The sequence below is a fragment of the Novosphingobium sp. 63-713 genome (genome assembly GCF_001898925.1).
Classification (GTDB): domain Bacteria; phylum Pseudomonadota; class Alphaproteobacteria; order Sphingomonadales; family Sphingomonadaceae; genus Novosphingobium.
Map to the genome: position 1 here is coordinate 543,223 of NZ_MKVS01000005.1, position 23,027 is coordinate 566,249.

The following is a 23,027-nucleotide window of genomic DNA, read 5'->3' on the forward strand; positions in this document are numbered from 1 at the left end:
TTGCGCTGGTCATCGACGATTCCAGCACCCATGGCGGCACGCCCACACTCAATTCCATCGCGGGCCTGATGGCCGCGATCAATGTGCTGAACGGAGCGGGCGCCAATTCGGTCGCCGGGCAGATCACCGCCGCCCTCGGCCACCCCACCAACGGCAGCGGCGCCGCCACCGGCCTGTGGGCGGGTATCGAAAGCGCGATCAGCACCGCAGCCGCCACGCTCCAGACCGAAATCAACAGCACAAATGCCAATCTTGCGCTGGTCATCGACGATTCCAGCACCAATGGTGGCACGCCCACGCTCAATTCCATCGCGGGCCTGCTGGCGGCGGTCAATGTGCTAAACGGTTCGGGCGCGGGCTCGGTTTCCACCCAGATCAGCACCGCCATCGGCCATCCCACCAACGGCAGCGGGGCCGCCACCGGCCTGTGGGCGGGCATCGAAAGCGCGATCAACACCGAGACCGCCTCGCTCAACGCCCAGATCGCGGCGCTGCAGGGCACCAATTACAACAGCGCCGCCTATCAGGACATTGCCTCGATCAGCGCGGCGATCACCGACCTTCAGGCGCTGGTGGGCAACACCTCCGTTTCCAGCCAGATCGCCAACGCCATCAATGGCGTGACGAGCAGCTTCAACACGCTGATCTCGGCGCTGCATGGCGCGGGCGTGGTGGTGACCGTGGCCGATACCGAGGCGCTGCTCGTCTCCGATCCGGCCCAGTTGCTCACCAACTACCGGCTGGTCGACACCTACGCCAACCTGCTGGCCGCAACGCAGAATCCGGCCGACGCGCATGTCTTTGCCTATGCCAAGTCCATCGGCTTCACCGCCGCCGCCCCGCTGACCGTGGCGCAGGTGACCGGGCTGGAAAGCGCGATTGCCGCGATTGCCAACGCCGCCCCGATCAATGCCGCGCTCAACAGCTACAGCCTGAGCGATACTGTCGCGCATCTGGCGCTGGCCAATCCGGCGATCCTGTCGGGCGCCACCAACATCACCGCCACCCTGTCCGGGGCCAGCCTCGATCAGGTGGCCACCGTGCTGGCCGCCGCCAATGCGGGCGTCACGCTGCTTGATGCCGTGTCGGGCACGCCTGCCCAGATTCTGGGCCTGCCGCTGGGCGCGCATGACACGATCACCGCGATCACCGTCACGGGCCTTGCCAGCGCGCAACAGGCCGCCGATCTGGCCAATCTGGCTACGGCAGGCAAGGCGGGCAGCGTCCAGTTGGGCGCGGTCAGCGACACGGCCGCCAATATCGAGGCGGTGATCGCCCATCAGGGCGGCGCGGCCTTCCTTTCCACCGCCACCCGCATTGATGTGTCGGGCACGCTGACCGTGGCCGAGGCCGAACAGCTTCAGGCCGTCAACGCCAATGTCCATATCACCGGCATTACCGACAGCGCCGCCTCGATCACCAGCGCGCTGAGCGCAAGCCAGCTCAGCCTGACCTATGTGGGCGCGCTCTCCACCACCGACACCGCCACCATTGCCCAGGCCAGCGCCCTTCAGGCCGCCCTGCCCGGCCATGTCTCGATCCTTGGCATCACCGACACCTCGGCCGACATTGGCGCTGCCGTGCTGGCCGGCACGCTCAGCCTGACGGGCGTGGGCAGCGTGGCGATCGCCGACGGCTCCATCGCCGATTACGCCAGCGCCGCGCAGGCCGCCGCCCTTGGCCGCTCGACGCTTTCGCTGGCCTATGACATTGCCGACACCTCGGCCCATTACGCCTCGACCATCGCCACCTATGGCCAGAGCTTCCTTGGCAAGGCGGGCAATATTGTGCTGACGGGCAGCGCCTCGCTGGCGGTGGCGCGTTCCTTGCTGGGCGCCCATAACGGCGGCACGGTCACCATCGAGACGATCAACGCCACCGCTTCGCAGGTCGGTTCGCTCAACTTTGACGCGCATGATCTGGTCACGAACCTGAATGTCGCGGGCCTGACCTTCGGCAATCAGACCGTCGATCTGACCAATGTGCCCTTCTCGACCAACCTGACCTATAATGGCGCGGGTCTGGGCAGCAGCTACAGCCTGATGCTCTATATGCCTGCGCCCGATGGGGTGAGTGTCGACGGCAATGGCGTCGATCAGGGCGGCAGGGTCACGATCAACGCCGGTTCGGGCAACAACACCTTTGTCTTTACCGACGATCTGAACGACGGCAGCTATCTGCCCACCGCCTATGGCGCGGGTTCGTCGATCAATTACGCCACCTATGGCAACAACCAGCACGGCACCGAAACGCTGGTCATCATCGGCTCGGTCGATATTTCGAACATCGCGCTGGGCGGCGATCTCAACAGCTATGACCTCGAAGCCTTCGCCGGTTCGCCCTCCTCGGTCACGCTCTCGGCCACCCAGCTCAACAAGCTGCACAATTTCAACGGCGCCAGCGGCGGCACGATCATCAACATCACCAATGCCCCCGATCCGGCCAGCGGCACCGTGGTGGTCACCAGCAGCAGCAACAACACGCTGACGCAGAACATCAATTTCACCAATGTCACCGGCGTCAACATCGGCATCAACGACAATCTGCAGATCGACTTCCTGCGCCTGCTGGGCCTTTCGCATGTCTCCACGGCATCGGGCGGCAACGGGTCGCAGGCGGGTCTGGTCACGCCGATCTTCAACACCACGGGCGGCCAGACCTATCTGACCACCGACGGCACGCAGAACGGCACGCCGATCTCCTCCAGCTTCCTGACCAATGCCTCGTACAATATCGACATGAGCGCGGCAGCGGGCCTGAGCCTGGGCAGCGACGGCGCGGGCCATTATTACCTGCAGGACAGCCAGGGCAACCATCTCAACCTGCCCCAGACGCTCAACGGCAACACGCTTGGCCTCTCGCCCGACGAGATCTCCGGGCCGGGTGCGCCGCTTGTGATGGGCGCCACCAATGGCGGTGTGCTGCAACTGACCGGTCTGGTCAACTCGCAGGGCGACGCGGTGGACATCACCCAGGTTACCGCCCCGATCAGCCTGTCCATCGGCCAGAACGCTGATCTGACCGGCGCCAGCAACCCTTCGCAGATCACCGCCGATCTGGCCCATATCGCCGCCATTCCGGGCAGCAGCATCACCGTCAACAATGTCGGCGGCGGCAACCCGCCCGTTACGCTGACGATGACCGCCGATCAGGCCAGCCATATCGCCATTTCCGGCACCGGCGAGGTCAAGGTCGTCGGCACGGCCACCGGCAATGAAGACTATTCGAACCTGACCGCCACCACGGTCGATCTGTCGGGCATCAACCCCAACGGGCATACGATCACCCTGCCCGCCTCGATCCCGGCGGGCCATACGCTGATCCTCAATCAGGCCGAGGTGAACGGGGCCACCATCACCGGCACCGGCGCGCTCAACATTCTGGTCAACAGCGCGGCCACGATGGATCTGAGCCATATCGACACCAGCCATCTGTCGGTCTCGCTGGTGGTGCCCACCGGCACGAGCGCCACGGTGCCTTCGGGCTCGAACCTCGCCAATTTCCCGATTGTGGTGCAAAGCGGGGCCACGCTGACCATCGACGGCGATGTCGCCTCGGGCAAGACCATTTCGGGCGCGGGCACGGTCAACATCACCGGCACCGGCACGCTGAACGGCGGCGATGATTTCAGCCATATCACCGCCCATACGGTCGATCTGTCGGCCTATAGCGGCACAATCGCCCATCTGCCCACGCTTTCGCCCACCGGCGTTGCCGCGCTGGTGCTCAACACCGCCGAGGCCGATTTCGCCTCCTCGGCCGCGGGCAATAACCTGACCGTGCCCAGCGGCACCAGCCTGACCGTGGTGGTCAACGGTCCCGCCAGCGGGCCGGGCGCCACGCTCGACATGTCGGGCATCCACACCACCGGCACCGGCACGCTGGCCGTGCATGTGACGGGCAACACCTTGCTAAGCAGCGCCAACCTCAACGGCGCGCCGGTTTCGGTCGATGCCATCGCTACGCTGACCATGCCGGTCAATGCCGCCAGCGGCCTGACCATCACGGGTGCGGGCACGGTGGATCTGGTCGGCGGCGGCGCGGTCACGGCCGACCTGTCGAACCTGACCGTCGCCAATGTGAACTGGGAGGTGACGCAGGACGCCACCTTCACCGGCACGCTGGGCAATGCGGTGGTCACCATCGACCATGACGTGACGCTGAGCGGCAGCGCGGCGCGCTTTGCGGGCGCCAGCGTTCTGGCGGGCGCGGTCAACGGCGGTCTGGGCCAGAGCCGGGGCGTGCTGAGCATCACCGGCGGTTTCACCAACCAGGATTTCAGCGCCGTGGGCGCCAGCCTCGACCTCTCGCACGCCACGTCGGGCACGGTCACCAACCTGACGCTGCCCACCTGGGTGGCGGGGCAAGCGCTGATCATGTCCTATGCGCAGGTCAACGGGGTGACGCTGGATGTGGGCGCGGGCGATGCGCGCATTGTCGACATCGCCTCGAATGCGGCCTCGGACCTGTCCACCATCACCTCGACCAGCGGCCATGTGACCGCGATCATCGACGCCAACGCGACCTTCACCGGCACGTTCAGCAGCGCGGCCAATGCCTCGGTGCATTTCATCACCGGTGCAAATGGCGCGACCTATACGCTCAGCCTCGACGCGCATCTGCTCGATGGACGCAGCGTGGACGGCAATGGCACCGTGGACATCACCAGCGTTTCGGCCAGCACCGATCTCTCCAACGTGCTGCCGGCGACCATCGACTTCACCCATGACAGCGCGCTCACCGTCACCAGCGGGCAATTGACCGAAGGCAGCGCCACCGTCACCCTGCCCACGATGAGTGCAGGCCTCACGCTGGCGCTGACCGCCGCGCAGGCCGATACGCTCAGCGTTCTCGGCAGCGCGGGCACGGTCGATGTTCAGGGCGATGTCGCGGCCAATACCAACCTGACCGCGATTGCTGCAGGGATTGCCATCAGCTTTGCCGATGCATCCGACCCGCAATCGGGCGCGCAGATCACCGTTGCCGACAGCCGCAGCCTGACCATGGCCAGCGACCAGTTGACCGGCCAGACGATCCTGGCCGACACCGGCCACAATGCCTCGGGCGTGCTGATCGTGCTGGGTCGCGGGGGCGCGGCCAGCGCGCTGACCTCGGCGGCCAATCTGGGCGCGGTGGCGGCCACTATCGACCTGACGGGCATCACCAACCTGCATGTGGCGGGCGGCGTTCTGGAGGATGCCACCACGGCCTCCTATGCCCTCACCCTGCCCACGCTGGTTTCGAGCCAGACCCTGCTGGTCAATGCCGACCAACTGGGCGGCGGCGCGCTGGCACTTTCGGGCAGCGGCACGGCCGATGTTCGCGGCGATGTGGCCAGTGTCTCGCTCGACCTTTCGGGTCTGGCCGATACGCTGCACCTGTCGCTGCAGGACAATATCGACAATGCCATCGACATTGGCACCGGCCTGACCCTGACGGTCAAGGCGCTCCATGCCTCGGGCCAGACGATCACCGGCAGCGGCCATCTGGTCGTGGTGGACGATACCGCCCATTCCTCCTCGCTGGTGGCCGATCTCAGCCATGTTTCGGCAACCACGATTGACCTGACCCAGTTTACCGGCCTGCATGTGGGCGGCGGGGCCGCGCTCGACCATCTGGTCGATGCGACCGGCACGCTGGCGCTGACCCTGCCGGTGCTGGCCAATGGCCAGACGCTGGTGCTGACCACCGCGCAGCTTGACGGCGATATGCCCCTTCAGGTGCTGGGCAGCGGCACGGTCGAAGTGACCGGCACGCTGGATGACCAGTCGATCAACCTGACCGGGATTGCCGCGAGCAACACGATCCTGTTCGACGGCGGCACGCTGACCATGGACCATGGCGCGCATCTGACCGCCACGGCCGGACAACTCGACGGACAGACCGTCGCCACGCTGGATGCGGCCAGCACGATCACGCTGGCCGATGCCGCCGCCGCGCCGGTGCTGACGGCCGCCGATGTTTCGGCCGCGCTGGGCAGCAATGCCAATGCCGCGATCCTGGGCAATCTGGTCGATACGGCGGCCAATCTGGCCACGCTGGATTGGGCGAACAACGGCTTCCTCTACAGCGTGCATGGCACGGTGACGGCAACCACCGCCGCCACGCTGGCCGATGTGGGCGTGCTGTATAACATCAACTTCTTCCGCTCGGGCATGGCCACTTTCTCGGTGGCCGACACGCTGGCCCACTTTGCCGCCGCGCCGCAATGGCTGGTGGATCAGGCGGTCGAGCGCGCCTCGGTCAATGGCGGGACGATCACGATCACCGATCCGGTCTCGCTGGCCGATGCCGCCGCGCTGGTGACGGCCAATCTGACCTATCAGGCCAATAACCAGCAGCAGGTCGACGGCCAGAACTGGAACGGCATCACCTTCACCGTTTCCGACAGCGCTTCGGCTCTGGCGGCGCTGGGCAATGGTGCGGCGACGGATCTGCAGGCGGCACTGGCCTTTGGCGGCGGCTCGATCACCGTCACCGGCACCGCCAATGCGGCGCAGGCATCCGCCTTTGCGGCGACCTATGGCGCGCTGGTCCATTACAATGTGGCCGATACGGCGGCCGCCCTGGTGGCGCGCCATACGACGGACGGCAACTGGACCTTCCTGACCGATGCAACCACCGTGGAAGTGACGGGCAGCACCAGCGCGGCCAATGCCGCCACGCTGGAGGCCGCAGGGCTGCACGGCCTGACCATCGACATGGTGGGCGACAGCGCGGCCAACATCGCCTCGGCCATCACCGCCAATGCCCGTTTCCTCGACAGTGTCGGCGGGGTCACGCTGACCTCGGGCGTGGCGGTGTCGGCGCTGGGTTCGGCGGCATCGCAGAGCGTGGATTTCGTCTCCGACACGGTCGCCCATCTGATGACCATGGGGGCGGGCTCCTATACGAAGCTGACCGCCAATGCGGTGATCTCGGCCACGGGCACGGCCACCGCCGCGCAGGCCCAGACCATTCTGCAGAACTTCTACAACGGCCTTAACGGCGGCGGCTCCTTCCCCAATGCCACCACCGAAAAGACCCATCTGCTGCTCAGCATTGCCGACACGGCGGCGCATGTGACCGCGCTGGGCGTGGCCGATCTGGCGCGTCTTTCGGGCGGGGTGCATATCACCAATGCGGCCAATGCCACGCAAGGTGTCGAACTGGCATGGCTGGGCGCCAATTCGGGCGCGCATATCTATTACTCGGTGGCCGATACCGCCGCCAATCTGACCGCGCAGATCACCGGCGCCATTGCGGCCCGCGTGACCGGCACGATCACCGTCACCACCGCCGCCACCGCCGAACAGGCCTATACGCTCTATGGTCTGGCCACGGCCAATGGCGTCTCGGCGCCGGTGCTCTTCACGCTGAGCGACAGCGCAGCCAATGTTGCCGCCGCGATTACCGCCCATGGCGCAACCTTCCTGGGCGGGGCCGCCGCGATCATCGTGACCGATACAGTCACCGTGGCGCAGGCCAGCGCAATCCTTGCCGCCGCAGGCCCGAACGCCAGCGTCAGCTTTGCCTCGCTCAGCGACACGGCCGCCCATGTGAACGCGGCCAATGCGGGCCTGCTCGACCATGTGACGGGGACCGTGACCAAGGTGCTGACCTCGGGCAGCACCGATCTGAGCGGAGTAAGCGCCAATATCGATCTGCGCGGCATGAGCGCGCAGGGCGTGGCGCTGGATGCGAACACGTCGCGCAACACCATCGTGCTGAACCAGTTGGTGAGCAGCGCGGGCAACACCGTTACGCGCGAAGCCTACAGCGTGCTGCTGCCTACTCTGGCCGCCACGCAGACGCTCTATGTCGATGCCGCGCAACTGGCCGGGGCTCTGGCCGCCGCAGTCGCGGGCAGCGGGCATCTGGTGGTGGCGGGCGATATTGCGGCCAACACCGACTTGACCGGCGTGGGCACGGCGATTGACGTGTCCTTCAAGGACAATGGCGAAAGCGGCGCCTTTGGCACCGTGGCGCTGGGCATGGGCGCGCATCTGACCGCGCATGACGCCCAGATTTCGGCCCATGCCATCACGGGTGCCGGCACGCTGATCGTGCTGGGCGGGGGCAATGGCGGGCATCTGTCCGGCGCGCTCGACCTCTCCTCGGTCAGCTCCGGCATCGACCTGACGCAGGCTCTGCTCTCGGTGGAAACCGCCGCCGGGGCGCATCATGGGCAATTGGTGGACAATGGCCATTACATCACCCTGCCGGTCCTGACCGGCCAGACGGTGAGCCTGACCATGGCCGAGCTGACCGGGCAACTGGCCATCACCGGCACCGGTACGCTCGATCTGCAAGGCGATATTTCCAGCTCGCTGGATCTCACCTATCTGCCCGCCACCATCGCCCTGTCCTTCTTGGACAGCGCGGATGCGGGCGGTCTGGCCACGGTCAATGTCTCGGGCACGGCGCAGGCCCAGACGGTCCTGACGCTGAGCGCCGAGCAGGCCAGCGACCAGTATATCACCGGCAATGCCTATGCCACGATCGAGCTGCCCTATGCGGCATCAGCCACGACCAACCTGTCAAACCAGACCGATCTGGCGCATGTGTTCTCCACCGCCTTTGCCACCAATGCGGCATGGGCCAGCGCGCTCCAGAGCGCAAACGCGGGGCTTTCCGGCAAAATCGCGGCGACCGACAATGGCGTCGTGCTGACCGGCGGCAACAGCGACGGCGCCTTCGAGAACTTCCAGTTCACGGCCACCGCCACCGGCACCTATACGTTCACCGCCAATTTCCAGAACAATTACCACGGCGCCTACAGCTATACCGACGCCTATGGCACCCACACCTATAATCCCGACAGCGACCGCTATTATGTGACCACCAACGTCAATGGCGGCAACAATCAGGTGGTTGGCTGGAACAGCGCTTCGGGTTCGACGACCTATACGGTGACGATGGTGGAGGGCGAGACGCTCTCGATCTATCTCTACACGCCTTCGGGCCGCACGGCGGGCCCGGATGGCGCGCTGACCACGCCCAGCACGCTGACGCTGTCGGATGGCGGCTTCTCGACCGTGGGCGGTACGGCGGCGCAGTTGAACGTCACCGTGGGTCAGGACACCGACCTGTCGGCGGCGGCCGATCCGCTGGCCTATGTGCCGGTCGATCTCTTCACGCTGGCCAACAATGCGGTGCTGACCATGACCGGGCTGGAGGCCAGCGGCCATACCGTCTCGGGCAGCGGCGCGGTGGTGATCTCGGGCAATATCGTCTCGGGCTGGGTCGATCTGACCCATGTGATGACACCCATGAGTTTCACCAATTCGGTCGATGATTCCAATCAGTTGGGCATCAATGGCGACAACTGGCTGCGCCTGACCGCCACGCAGGCCAATGGCCTGTTCACCAGCGGCGGCACGGTCAATATCGGCGGCGATGTGGCCGATGGCGCCAACGCGCTGGTCGACCTCACGCATATCCAGTCGACCCTGTCCTTTGAGGACACTTCGCTGACCTCGCGCGATGTGACGGCCTATACCGCGCTCAACACGCCCACCACCATCGCCCGCAACGAGCTCAACACCCTGTCCTACACCAATGGCTGGAATTACGGCCAGCTCTATCTGGGCAGCGGCAACGAGCTGGTGCTGCGCGCCGATCAGGCCAACTGGCATTCGGTTTCGGGCTCGGGCACGACCTATGTCGTGGGCAATGTCGATGGCAGCGACCTCTCGCTGTTGGGCATTACCTCAGGTCTCAGCTTCTGGGACGGCATCGTGGCCAATCCCTATGGCGGCGATGATACCGAGGACGCCCGCTCGACCGGCAAGGGTTCGATCACCCTCTCGGATCAGTCGACCATGGAGGTGATCGGCAACCAGCTCGACGGCAATTACATTCTGGGCGATGGCTCGAATGTGGTGCGCGTCTATGGCGCGCTGGGCGATGCCAGCCATGCCATCGACCTGTCGCATATCACCACCAGCATCGATCTGGCCTATGCCTATGACCACAATGTCGCGCTGGTCACCGGGCTGAACGGTCAGGGCAATCCGGTCACCAACAACGGCTCGATCACGGTGGGCTTCAACGCGCTGACCGGCGGGCAAAAGACCACGATCGCCAATTCGATTTCGGGCACGTATAACACGCTCTCGGCCTATCTGCCGCAGACGTGGAATGCCGATCAGACCGTCACGATCTATTCGCGCGACGCCACCGATCTTTCGCTCGACACGCGCAATTACAGCAATGGTTCGCTGATGCTGGACGAAGGCGGGAATGCGGTAGGCGCCAAGGTGCTGATCGCCCATGTCGAGGATCTGCTCAGCAACGGGCTGGTCAATGGCGACTTCTCGCAGATCAACGCCTCGTTGGTCACGCTCAATTTCGGCAGCCGTCAGGGCACCGTCCTGAACTATGCGGGCAGCTTCGGTTCGGCCACGGTGCTGATCGACGATGGCGTCAATGTGGTCATGGACGGCGCTGTGGCCAGCGGCGTCTATTTCGACACGCAATATAACGGCTATCGCTGGAACGGCAGCGGCTATGGTGTGGTGGGCATCAACACGCTGACCGCCAATGCCGATCTGACCAACACGGTCAATGATCCTGCCGGCTTCAATCTGACGCTGCCCAATATTTATGGCCATGTCGACATTGACATTTCGTATGGCGCGGCGGGTTCGTCCTATCTGCCCAATGGCGCGGCCGCGATCACCTGGAACGCGGGGCTGGGCCAGTTCACCAACGGCACTTATGCGATCACGCTGCCCGGCTTTGACGGGTCGAACGGGCTGATCGTCAATGCAAGCCAGTTGAGCGGCGGCACCGGCTTCACGCTGAACGGCAGCGGCTTTGTCGGGGTGGAAGGCAATATTGCGGCCAATCTCGACCTGACCGCGCTCAATACCGATTTTGCGGTCTATTTCGGCTCGAACGCCACCAATATCCGCAACCTGGCGCATGGTCAGTCCTATCCCTCCAACTGGGACAACTGGTCGGCCTACAGCGGCACGGCGGTCAGCACCGGCGTTACGCTCACGCTGCGCCCGGATCAGGTCTACAACAATATCAACATCTCGGGCGCGGGCACTCTGGCGCTGGCGGCGGGGACCGATGCCTATGTCAATGAATTCGGCAATGTCGATCTGATCTCGGTCACGGCCAATATCGACCTGACGTCGCTGGGCAGCGACAGCAGCACCGGCGGCATCGCGCAGGACGGCACACGCGGCGGCACAGTGATCAACTATCGCGAAGGCAATAGCTGGATCAACTATACGGCGGGCTATACGCTGGGCAACGGCGGCTATGAACTGCTGCTGCCCACGCTGGGCGCGACCCAGAGCCTGACGGTCAATGCCGACCAATTGGCGGGCAACAACGGGTTCAACCTGTCGGGCACGGTCAATGGCGCGAACCGCTCGCTCCTTGACATTCAGGGCACGGTGAACACCCATGTCGTGCTGACCAATGTGGCCAAGAGCGTTGCCGTCAGCTTCCGGGACGGCAGCGAAACCGGCCTTGGCCAGACCACGGTCAATGCCTCGGGCCAGCTTGTCGGGCGCATCGACCAGCTCGACCACCAGACCATCAATGGCGCGGGCACGGTCTATGCCGGGATCACCGGCACTGTGCCGCAGATCAGCACGGCCGACACCAGCGCCCTGCAACAGATGGCCACCGCCCACACGGCCGACCTGAGCGGCATCACCGCCAATCTGGACCTGACGGCCCTGTCCACCACCAATGTGCTGGCGGGCCTGACGATCAACGGCAGCGGCAAGTTCGCCGACGGCACGGACGCGACCAAGCTGGTCGATCTGCCCGCGCTGGTCGCCGGACAGACTCTGAGCGTGACGGCGCGCGAAATGACCGGGCAACTGGCGCTGACCAAGGCGGCGCAGAATGGCGGCGGCACGATCGACATTCAGGGCGACATGTCCGACATCACCGGCACGGTCGATCTGACCCATGTGCAGGATGGCATCGCGGTCTCCTTTGCCGACAACGCCAATGCCGATCTGTCGATTGCCGGTTCCAGCGCCCAGCTTGTCATCAAGGGCGGCCAGGCCAGCGGCCTGACCATCACCGGCGACGGCACCAGCGCGGCGGCCTATAATAACGCGGGCAGCGCGGGCAGCCGCTTTGACGGCGCGGCCGTGGTGCTGGCGGACAATGACAATGGCACGCTCTCGACCCTGCCGGGCGCCAATTCGGCCACGGTCGATCTGTCGGGCATTTCGGCCAATCTCGATCTGACGGGGCTTTCCGGTCTGGCCGTGGATGGCAATGGCGCGCTTTCGGATGGCCAGGGCAAGCTGGCGCTTGGCACATTGCGCGCGCAGCAGACCGTCAAGGTCAATGCCGCCCAGCTCGCCTCGCTCAGCGCCAATGGCACGGGCCGCGTGATCCTGAACGGCCAGAGCGACAGCATCCTGGATGTGCGCGGCAATATCGCCTCAGGCCTGTCGGTCAATCTGACCGGGATCGTGGGGTCGACGGTCTCCTTCGTCGATACCGCCGATGTCACCGCCAATGCCATCTCGGTGGCGGGCACGCTGACCATGCTGGCCGAACAGTTCGATGCGGCGGGCGCGATGAAGATCAGCGGCACCGGCGCGCTCTGGCTGAACGCCACGCAGGCGGTCACCACCGTCAACTGGACCGACAGCGCCCAGACGCCCGGCTACTACATCGCCAACACCGGCCTCTCCTCGACGCTGGATGTTCAGGCCAGCACCACGCTGGTGGCGGGCGGGGCCGGGCTGATGCCCACCACGATGCAGATCAAGGTGGAAAACAGCCAGACGCTGACCTCGGGCTATGCCTATGTCTCGGGCCGCACGATCTATGACGCGGGCCATGTGTACAGCTATGACGCCCAAACCGGCACCTATACCGTCACCGGCGGCAAGCTGGCGGTGACGGGCGCCTCGGGCGGCACGCTGGATCTGAGCCATGTGACCGTCGGCACGCTGGACCTGACGCATTACAGCGGCACCAGCTTCAGCGGGTTGTGGAGCGATCTGACCGATCACGCGCTGTTGATGAATGACAATCAGGCCGATGGCCATGCCTTTGCCGCCGGCGGCAATGGCGGCGCCTTGACCGTGATGGCCACCACGCCGACCGCCTATCATGACTTCAGCGGGATCGACGCCAGCGTCAACAGCCTGCTGACCGTCAATGGCGCGGCCAACATGGCCGATGCGATCAGCGGGGGCAATCACACGCTGCTCAACGTGTTCAGCCATGTCGGGCTGGATTACACCACCGGGCAGCTCACCGTCTCGGCCGATCAGGTCAGCGGCATGAGCTGGTCGCGCTTCACCGGCACGGGCGGCCTCTACATCCGCGACGATGCGGCCACCTATCACAGCGGGGCCGAAACGCTTTATGGCACCAACAACAATGACACATTCGCGGGCGGCGGTTATGGCGACACGATCGACCTGACCGGCAGCACCAGCGCCAAGGGCGGCACCGATACGATCGCCTTCTCGACGCTGGCGGGCAGCAATGGGCATACGGTCGATTTCTCGATTTCCGGTTTTACCACCGGGTCGGGCATGGGCCACGATATCCTGAACTTCTCGGCCCTGTCCTCGCACACCGCGCATAATGGCGCGGGCGATGTCTCGGCGATCAGTCTGGGCGCGGTGCCCTCCACGCTGGCTCAGGAAGTCGTCGTGGTGACCGACAGCTTCGGCGCGGATGCTTCGGGCGTGGCCTCGGTGTTCGGCGCGGGCAGCAACCTGCTCAACAAGGCGCTGGCCGCTGTTGGCAACACCGATGCGGTGTTCATCGTTGCCCTGGCCGATCCGAATGACAGCGGCAGCGGCGCGCCTGCGGTCAATTTCGGCGTCTGGCACTGGCAGGCGGCCAATGGCAGCAATGGCTATGTCCACGCCGCCGAATTGACCGAGATCGGCGTGCTGCACGGTCTGACCCAGACGCAGATCGCGGCGATGACCAGCGCCAACGTCATCGGCTGATCCAGACGCAACAGGGGCGGCGGCGCATGGCGCGTCGTCGCCCCTGTTGCGTCTCAGGCATGGCATCGGGGCGGAATATGGAACGAAAACCGTTGGACATGGCCCGACCCCGCCCTGCCCCCGGCCTCCCTTCAAGGCATATGAAATTGTGTTGAATCATTATCTTAATGCCAAACATCCGCCCAAACGGGTTGCGCCATTCTCGACCATTCGCGGCTTCACTTGAACAAGGCCCGGGGGCACACATTCAGGAACCGCCTGAAAGCCATGGGAAAGCGCGAATTTCAGACATTACCGGATCTTGCGACCCGTTCGGGATCGGTCGCGGGCGCACATGAGGGGATGGGGCAAGTGGGAAAGGCAAAGCGGCCATGCGCGACGACGCGGTGGCCCGGACAGGGATATAGGGCGGCCCTGCGTTTTGGGATGGCCGGTTGGCTGATTGCGGCGGGCGTCATGGGGAGCGCCGCCGCTTCGGCATCGCAACCGGCTGCGGATCAGCCCCCGCCTGTCCATGGCCCGCCCGTCTATGGCCCGCCCGCCCCCGAAACCGTGGCTGAGCCCGAAATGCCCTTGGTCGAACAACCCGGCCCCGGCGCGGCGGCGTCAAACCGCATCGCGCTGCCCGAGGAAACCACGCCCGCTCTGGCCTTCAATCCCGAATTGACCGGGCTGATCGAGGAGGCGGTGCGCCATCATCCCTCGGTCGCTTCCCAGCGGGCATCGCTGCGCGCGGCGGGAGTGGATGTGACGGCGGCGCGGCTCAGCCGGTTGCCCACCATGTCGATCCAGTTCAACCAATATGGCGCCATTTTGCTCAGCCGTCAGGTGACGGCCAATGTCGATCTGCCGCTGTGGACCAACGGGCGGATTCCCGCCACCATCGACCGGGCCAAGGCCAGTCGGCAGGCGCAATTCTATCGTCTGGCCGAAACCGTGCTCGACCTCGAACTGGAGGTGAACCAGTCCTATCATGACGCCAAACGGCTGGGCGAGCATGAACAGGTGCTGGTCGGCATTCTGGCGGTGATGGATGACATGGTGGCCTCGATGCGCCGCCGTGTGGCGCAGGAGGTCAGCCCCGAGGCCGATTTGAAACTGGCCAATTCGCGCCGGTTGCAGGTGGCGCAGCAGCTCGATCTGGTCCGCGCGCAAAGGGCCAGCGCCCTGGGGCGTCTGTCCGGGCTGGTGGTGCGCGATGATATCGTGCTGGCCCCCGGCTTTGCCGAACCCACCGCATGGCCGCATTGGGAGCTGCCCGCGCTGACCGAGCGGATGATCGCGGCCAGCCCCCAGCGCCGCCGGGTTCAGGCCGAGGCGCAAGTGGCGCGCGATGATGCGCGGATCACCGCCGCCTCGCGCCTGCCGGGCCTCTTTGCCTCCTATACGTATGACGAGATTTACAAACACCGCGTGGGCCTGTCGGTGCGGATGCAGACCACGGGGGGCTTTTCGGAAATCTTTGCCACCCATGCGGCCCGCCTGCGCGAACAGGCCAGCGAGCTTCAGGCCCCCTCGGTGGCGCAGGATCTCAAGGCCACGGCCAGCAATGATCTGATCGAATATGCCAGCGCGCGGGCGCGCGATGCAGGGGCAAGGGCGCTGGCCGGAGACAGCCACAAGATCACCGAGAGCTATGTCCGCCAGTTCGTCAGCGGTCGGCGCACATGGCTCGATGTGATGAACGCCGTGCGCGAGGCGATGACAGCCGATCTGGACGCGATCGACGTGCGTTACAGCGCCTCGGCGGCGGCGATGCGGATTTTGCTGCGCAGCAATGAGACGAATACCAACGAAGAAGGACGACACAAGTGACGCTTCCCCTGCTCGATCTGGCCGCTGCGCTGGCCCGCCGGCGGGGCATTCGCCTTGCGCCGGATTGGCAATCGGCCGTCACCATCGACCTTGCGCTGGACGATCCCGAGGCGCCGTGGCGGCTGAGCGAAATGGCCGGATGGGATGCGCCCGTGGCCTTGGAAACGCGGCCCGGACCTCAGGATTTCCCGATGCTGGTCTATGTGAACCAGCTTGGCTGGGCCATGGCCGAACAATGGCAAGGGCCCGACCATATCCGCGCCATCACCGCCAGCGGACTGGCCGAGGTGGAATGGGCGCCGGGTTTGCGGCTGGTTCAGCTCTCCTTTCCCGACGCAGCGGGCGCGGAAAATCACCAGTCGGCCTTTGCGGTGTTTCGCGCGGCCATTCTGGGGCGACGGCGGATGATTGTCGACGCCACGGCGGCCACGGTGGTCATCAATGTGCTGGCGCTCATCACCTCGATCTATTCGATGCAGGTCTATGACCGCGTGATCCCGCGCGCGGGTTTTGATACGCTCTGGGTGCTGACGGCGGGCATGGCTTTTGCGCTGCTGGTCGATTTCCTGATCCGCAACACGCGCGCCTTTCTGATCGACGAGGAAGCGTCCAGCATCGACGCCGAAGTGTCGGAATATTTCTTCGCCCGGATGCAATCGGTGCGGCTGGATGCCCGCCCGCCGGGCGTCGGCACAATGGCGGCGCAATTGCGCGGGCTGGAGCAGGTACGCGCGGTGATGGCCTCGGCCTCGCTGTTCATTCTGGCCGATCTGCCCTTTGCGCTGCTGTTCATGGTGGTGATGTATGGCATCGGCGGGTCGGTGGTGATTATTCCGGCGCTGACCTTTCCGCTGGCGATCGGCGCGGCCATGCTGTTTTCGCGCATGATCCGCGAAGACGCGCATAAGTCGCAAGTATCGGGCAATCGCAAGAACGGCTTGCTGGTCGAGGCGCTGGGCGCGGCGGAAACGATCAAGGCCAATCTGGGGGGCTGGCACATGCTGGCCGGGTGGAACCGGCTGGTCGATACCGTGCATCGCCATGACAATCAGGTGCGCCGCTGGTCCACCCTGTCGGGCAGCACGTTCAATGTGCTGCAACAGGTGGCCTATGTCGGGATCATCGTGCTGGGCGTTTATGAGGTGGCCGATCACCGGCTGACGATGGGCGGGCTGATCGCCTGCACCATCATCAACGGGCGGATCAACGGGCCGCTGGTGGCCGCGCTGCCCAATCTGATTGTGCAATGGAGCTATGCGCGCTCCTCGCTTCAGGCGCTCGATTCGATCCTGCGCCTGCCCAGCGACCATCCCCATGACCGGCAAATGCTGCGCATGGGACCGGTGCAGGCAGGGATGCGTCTGGCCAATGTGCAATTCGCCTATCCCGGCGCGCGTTCGGGGGTGGACATCCCCGGCCTGTTCATCAACCGGGGCGAGAAGGTGGGCATCATCGGCTCGGTCGGGTCGGGCAAATCTACGCTGCTCAAGGTGATGGCCGGGCTTTATGCCCCCGCCGTGGGGCAGGTCACGCTGGACGGGGTGGAAATCTCGCAAGTGGCCGAGGACGATCTGCGGCGGCAACTGATCTATCTGCCGCAATCCTTTGATCTGCTCAGCGGATCGCTGCGCGACAATCTGGCGCTGGGCATCGCCAATCCCAATGACGAGCGCCTGCTGGCCGCGGCGCAGCGCACTGGCCTCTCCGAATTGCTGCGCCAGCACCCGATGGGGCTGGACCTGCCGATTTCGGAGGGCGGCTTTGGCCTGTCGGGGGGGCAAAGGGCGCTGGTGGGGCTGACGCGGCTGTTGCTGACCGACCCTTCGATCCTGCTGCTGGACGAGCCGACGGCCAATCTGGACCCGGAAACGGAATTGCGCGCGCTGCAACAGATCTTCGGCCATTTCGCGGGCAAGACCGTGGTGATGGTCACCCACAAGCCGCAATTGCTCTCCTTTGTCGACCGGGTGCTGGTGGTGATCGACGGGCGTCTGGCGCTGGATGGCAAGACGGCCGATGTGCTGAACCAGTTGCGCCCCAAACCGGCCCCCGCCGCCAATCGCGAAGTGCCGGGACAATCTCCCCAACAGGATAAGGAATAAAGCCATGGCAAGCGGCGGCAATCTGCGCCTGACCGGCACCAGCCATGCCAAGATGCCCGGTTCGGGCAAGCGTCCGCGCGGCAGCCGGGTGATCTGGCTTTCGGTGGCCACGCTGGCGGGCGCGATCGGATGGGCGAGCGTGGCCCATCTCGACCAGATCAGCCGCGCCACCGGGCAGGTGATCCCGGCAGGGCGCGTGCAGGTGGTGCAGACCACCGACGGCGGCGTCATCAGCGAAATTCTCGTGCGCGAGGGCGACAGCGTGCGCAAGGGACAGAAGCTGGTCACGCTGGATCAGGTCAAGGTGCGCGCAGCGGTGGACGAAGGCGCGGCCAAGGTCGGCGGGCTGGAGGCGCAGCAGGCGCGCATCAATGCCGAATTGTTCGACCGCCCGCTGGCTTTTGGCGGCGAGGCGGAGAAATTCCCCAACCTTGTCGCCAGCCAACGCGCGCTTTTCGCCAAGCGGCGGATGGCCTTTACCGATCAGGTCGCCGCGCTCCAGCATCAGCTCGATTTGGCCACGCGCGAATTGGAGATGAACCGGCCCCTGCTGCGTCAGGGCGATGTCAGCCGGTCCGAAATCCTGCGGCTGGAGCGGCAGCAGAGCGATATTCAGAGCCAGATCGCCAATCTGCGCAACCGCTATTATCAGGAGCTTCAGACCGATTACGCCAAGAGCAACGAGGAACTGGTGACCGCGCGCGAGATATTGACGCAGCGGCGCGCCTCGCTGGGCGAAACGCAATTTGTCGCGCCCACCGACGGCATTGTGAAGAACGTTCATCTCACCACCATCGGCGGCGTGCTGCGTCCGGGCGATGAAGTGTTACAGATCGTGCCGACCGGGCAGGAGCTGATCGTCGAGGCCAAGGTTTCACCCACCGACATCGCCTATGTCCGCACCGGACAAAGCGCCTCGGTCAAATTCGACGCCTATGATTCCAGCATTTTCGGTTCGGCCGAGGGCAAGGTGACCTATATCAGCCCCGACACGCTGACCGAAAATGGCGCGGGGGCGGGGCAGGATCGCGTGTTCTACCGCGTCCACGTCCGGGTGGACACGCGCAGCATGGTCCGCCGCCCCGGCGAGCCCATCGCCATCCAGCCCGGCATGACCGCCACGGTCGAAATCAAGACCGGCAGCAACACCGTGCTGCGCTATCTGCTAAAACCGATCATCAAGACCGTGGCGGGCGCGATGGGAGAGCATTAGGCCCGCTAGTTATGCCCGCCTGCCCGGTTTCGACCGGCGCGGGCGCATGGCGTCGCGCATCGAAATGCTCGAACTGATCCGCCGCACCCCCGGCAGGCGCGAGAGGATCTCGCCATGGATCGCCTCATAGGCCCGCACGCTCTCGGTGCGGATGCGCAGCCAGTAATCGACATCGCCGGTCATCAGGAAGCATTCGCGCACCTCCGGGCATTGGCGCACGGCGGTTTCAAACCGCATCAGGTAATCCTCGGTCTGGCGGTCCAGCGTCACCTGCACCACGACATCGACCGCCTGTTCGCCATCGGCATCCCCGCCCGAGATGATCGTATAGCCCGCAATGACGCCATTGCTTTCCATCAGCCGGATGCGCCGCAGGCAGGCCGAGGGCGAGAGGCCGACCGTCTGGGCGATCTCGGAATTGGGCTTGCGGGCGTCCTGGCGCAGGATGCGCAGGATGGCGCGGTCGATCCCGTCCATGATGAATGACATATTTGCGCGCTTTCGTCGTCAAATCTTGCGTGAATAGCCCATCATTAGCATAATCGGTGGCTAATCGACCATAAATTCGACATAGGATGCGATAGCATCGCTCCACGGAATTTCTGTGGAGGCGCAGATGGGCGCAGGGGCAAAGTTGACGATCGACTGGGGCGCGCTGGCGGCGAATTATCGCCTGCTGCGCGATGCCGTGGCCCCCGCGCAAGTGGCGGGCGTGGTCAAGGCCGATGGTTATGGGCTCGGCTCGGGGCGCGTGGCCGATGTACTGCTGGCGCAGGGCTGCCGTCATCTCTTCGTCGCGCTGCTGTGCGAGGCAGAGCCGCTGGTGGCCAAGGGCGTGCCGGTCTATGTCCTCAACGGGTTGCTGCCGGGGCAGGAGGCCGAATGCGAGGCGATGGGCGCGATCCCCGTGCTCAATTCGCTCGATCAGGCGCGGCGCTGGGCTGATCTGGCGCGCGCCCTCGCTCGCCCCCTGCCCGCGATCCTTCAGGTGGACACAGGCATGTCGCGCATGGGAATGCCGCCTGAGGAAGTGGACGAATTTCTGGCCGATTGCGCCATGGCCCCATGGCTCGACCTGCGTTTCCTCATCAGCCATCTGGCCTGCGCCGATGAGCCGGAACACCCCGCCAACGACGATCAGGCCGCCCGCTTCCGCGTCCTTGCCGAGCGTTTCCCCGGCCTCCCCCGCGCATTGGACAACAGCGGCGGGGCCTTTCTGGAGCGCGGCCATTTCGACCTCGTGCGCGGCGGCATCGCACTCTATGGCGGCGCGCCCAAGGCAGGCCCCAACCCGATGCACCCCGTGGTCGCGCTGGAAACCGCGATTGCCCAATTGCGCAAAATCCCCAAGGGCGCGGGCGTCGGCTATGGCATGACCTTTCATGCGCCCCGCGAGACACGCATCGCCACGATCCCGGTCGGCTATGCCGATGGCTGGCCCCGGATGCTCAGCAATCGCGGCGCGGCGTGGATCGCAGGCCATCGCGCGCCCATCATCGGCCGCGTCTCGATGGACAGCATCACGCTGGACGTGACCGATGTTCCGCAGGAACACCTCTATCCCGGCGCCCCGGTCGAACTGATCGGCCCGCATCAGACCATCGACGATGTGGCGGCCGACGCGGGCACCATCTCCTATGAAATCCTGACCCAATTGAGCCGCCGTTACGAACGCGCCTATGTCGGCGCGGCGGCCCTGAACGAAAGCCTTGTTCCATGAAAATCGCAGTTCTCGGCAGCGGCGTCATCGGTGTCACCTCGGCATGGTATCTGCGCCAGGCGGGCCATGAGGTGGTGGTGATCGACCGGCAGGATGGCCCGGCGCTGGAAACCAGCTTCGGCAATGCGGGCGAGATTTCACCCGGCTATGCCTCGCCATGGGCCGCGCCCGGCATTCCGATGAAGGCGATCAAATGGCTGATGATGCAGCACGCGCCGCTGATCCTGCGCCCGCGCCCGGATATGGCGATGCTCAAATGGCTGGTGGCTATGCTGGGCAATTGCAACGCGCGCGATTATGCCATCAACAAGAGCCGCATGGTGCGTTTGGCCGAATTCAGCCGCGATTGCCTGATCGAATTGCGCGCCCAAACCGGCATCACCTATGACGAGCGGATGCAGGGCACGCTGCAACTCTTCCGCGAGGAAAGCCAGTTGGCGGGCATCGCCAAGGATGTCGCGGTACTCAAGGCCGATGGCGTGCCTTTCGAGGTGCTGGACAAGGCGGGCTGCATCGCCGCCGAACCGGGCCTTGCGGGCAGCGCCGCGCCGATTGCGGGGGGCCTGCGCCTGCCCAATGACGAGACGGGCGATTGCTTCAAATTCACCAATGCGCTGGCCGATATGGCGCGCGCGGCGGGTGTCGAATTCATGAACGGCACGCGCATTGCCCGCATCGTCGAGGAAGGCGGACGCATCACCCGCGTCGACACCGACCGCGGCCCCGTCACGGCCGACGCCTATCTGGTGGCGATGGGCAGCTTCTCGCCCCATCTGGTCAAGCCGCTGGGCCTGAAAGTCCCGGTCTATCCGGTCAAGGGTTATTCGCTGACCGTGCCCATCGTCAATGAACCGCTGGCACCCGTCTCGACCCTGCTGGATGAAAGCTACAAGGTGGCGATCACCCGGCTTGGCGACCGCATCCGCATCGGAGGCATGGCGGAAATCTCCGGCTTCAACATGGATCTGCCCGAGGCCCGCCGCGCCACGCTCGAACATTCCGCCGGAACGCTCTTCCCCGGCGCGGGCGATTTTTCCGCCGCCTCCTTCTGGTGCGGGTTGCGCCCGATGACGCCCGACAGCACGCCCGTCATCGGCGCCACCCGCATCGGCAATCTCTTCCTCAACACCGGCCATGGCACGCTGGGCTGGACGATGGCCTGCGGTTCGGCCCATGTCATTGCCGACATCATCAGCGCACGCCGCCCGGCCATCGAAACCGCCGACCTCGCGCTCTCGCGTTACTAAAAGGACCCCATCCCATGACCATTACCCGTATCGAACCCGGCAAGCGCATGAGCCAGGCCGTGATCCATGGCGACACGATCTATCTTTCCGGCCAATGCGAGGAAGGCGAAACCGTCACCGAGCAGACGCAGGCCGTGCTGGCCGAAATCGAGCGCCTGCTGGCCGAGGCGGGCAGCTCGAAGGCGCACATGCTGATGGCGCAGATCTGGCTGGCCGATATGGGCGATTTTGCCGAGATGAATGCGGTGTGGGATGCATGGGTGGCCGATATTGCGCCCCCGGCCCGCGCGACCGGCGAATCGAAACTGGCGACGCCCGATTACAAGGTCGAGATCATCGTCACCGCCGCCAAGGCATAAAAAATGGCGGCTTGAGTATAGGCCGCCCATGCCCCATCATGGTCTTGGGAGATCAAGACCATGATGGATATCACATTGCGTTTTATCGCTATTCTGGGGGCGCTGGGCGCTCCGCTGGCGGCCCATGCGGCAGAAGCCCGAGTGTGGCCCGCCCCCACCCCGCCCGCCATCGCGGGCAGCAACGGCTATGTCGAAATTCCCGGCGCCGCCGTCACCCGCGATCCCAAGCGCAGCTATAAGGCGCTGTTCAGCGCGGCGACCGGCGCGCCCGATCCGGCCCAGACCCTGCCCGCCTTTGGGCGCGTGGCCTCACAGCTCAACGGGCTGATCGCGGCCAAAGTGCCGGCCTCGCATATTTCCTTTGCGATGATCCTTTATGGAGCGGCGGCCGATGCGGTGCTGAGTGATGCGGAATATCGCAAGAAATACAATATCGACAATCCGAACAAGGTGATCTTCAACGCGCTGCGTCAAGCGGGCGTGCGGATGATGGTCTGCGGCCAGTGGGCGGCGGGGCGCAACATTGCCCGCGATCAACTGCTGCCCGGCATCGAGGTGGCCGAGGCGGCAACCCTGGTGCAGATCACCTATGCCAATGACGGATATGCCGTGCTGAACAACTGATCCG

9 protein-coding genes are annotated in these 23,027 nt (G+C 65.0%); 8 read left to right on the forward strand and 1 reads right to left on the reverse strand.

Annotated features, from left to right (window positions below):
• The first annotated feature begins 68 nt into the window (after positions 1 to 68).
• The 4 genes from BGP00_RS03315 (at position 69) to BGP00_RS03330 (ending at position 19,073) form a co-directional block, all read left to right on the forward strand.
• Positions 69 to 13,943 (forward strand): hypothetical protein, encoded by a 13,875-nt coding sequence (locus tag BGP00_RS03315; protein WP_292925701.1) that lies wholly within the window; start codon positions 69 to 71, stop codon positions 13,941 to 13,943.
• A gap of 426 nt (positions 13,944 to 14,369) precedes the next feature.
• Positions 14,370 to 15,758, forward strand: coding sequence for a TolC family protein (locus BGP00_RS03320; RefSeq protein WP_292921928.1), 1,389 nt, complete (start codon positions 14,370 to 14,372; stop codon positions 15,756 to 15,758).
• Positions 15,755 to 17,860, forward strand: coding sequence for an ATP-binding cassette domain-containing protein (locus tag BGP00_RS03325; protein WP_292921929.1), 2,106 nt, complete (start codon positions 15,755 to 15,757; stop codon positions 17,858 to 17,860). Before BGP00_RS03320 ends, BGP00_RS03325 begins: the two co-directional genes overlap by 4 nt.
• Before the next feature lie 4 nt (positions 17,861 to 17,864).
• Entirely contained in the window at positions 17,865 to 19,073 is a 1,209-nt protein-coding gene (locus BGP00_RS03330; RefSeq protein WP_246869853.1) for an HlyD family efflux transporter periplasmic adaptor subunit, read from the forward strand.
• Between the two features lie 9 nt (positions 19,074 to 19,082).
• Here the strand turns inward: BGP00_RS03330 and BGP00_RS03335 are convergent, their stop codons facing one another.
• Positions 19,083 to 19,562: an Lrp/AsnC family transcriptional regulator gene (locus BGP00_RS03335; protein ID WP_168601431.1), complete on the reverse strand. Its 480-nt coding sequence runs from the start codon at positions 19,560 to 19,562 to the stop codon at positions 19,083 to 19,085.
• Positions 19,563 to 19,707: 145 nt separating this feature from the next.
• Here BGP00_RS03335 and alr point away from each other — a divergent pair, with 145 nt between their 5' ends.
• From alr to BGP00_RS03355, 4 genes are all read left to right on the forward strand, one after another.
• Positions 19,708 to 20,793 carry an alanine racemase gene (gene alr / locus BGP00_RS03340; RefSeq protein WP_366522351.1) on the forward strand — a complete coding sequence of 362 codons (1,086 nt, stop codon included), beginning with the start codon at positions 19,708 to 19,710 and terminating at the stop codon, positions 20,791 to 20,793.
• Positions 20,790 to 22,040, forward strand: a complete 1,251-nt coding sequence (locus BGP00_RS03345; RefSeq protein ID WP_292921931.1) for a D-amino acid dehydrogenase — start codon at positions 20,790 to 20,792, stop codon at positions 22,038 to 22,040. Before alr ends, BGP00_RS03345 begins: the two co-directional genes overlap by 4 nt.
• A gap of 14 nt (positions 22,041 to 22,054) precedes the next feature.
• Entirely contained in the window at positions 22,055 to 22,399 is a 345-nt protein-coding gene (locus BGP00_RS03350) for a RidA family protein (protein WP_292921932.1), read from the forward strand.
• A 63-nt stretch (positions 22,400 to 22,462) separates the two neighbouring features.
• On the forward strand, positions 22,463 to 23,023 hold the full coding sequence (locus BGP00_RS03355; RefSeq protein WP_292925702.1) for a DsrE family protein: 561 nt from the start codon (positions 22,463 to 22,465) through the stop codon (positions 23,021 to 23,023).
• Positions 23,024 to 23,027: the final 4 nt, after the last annotated feature.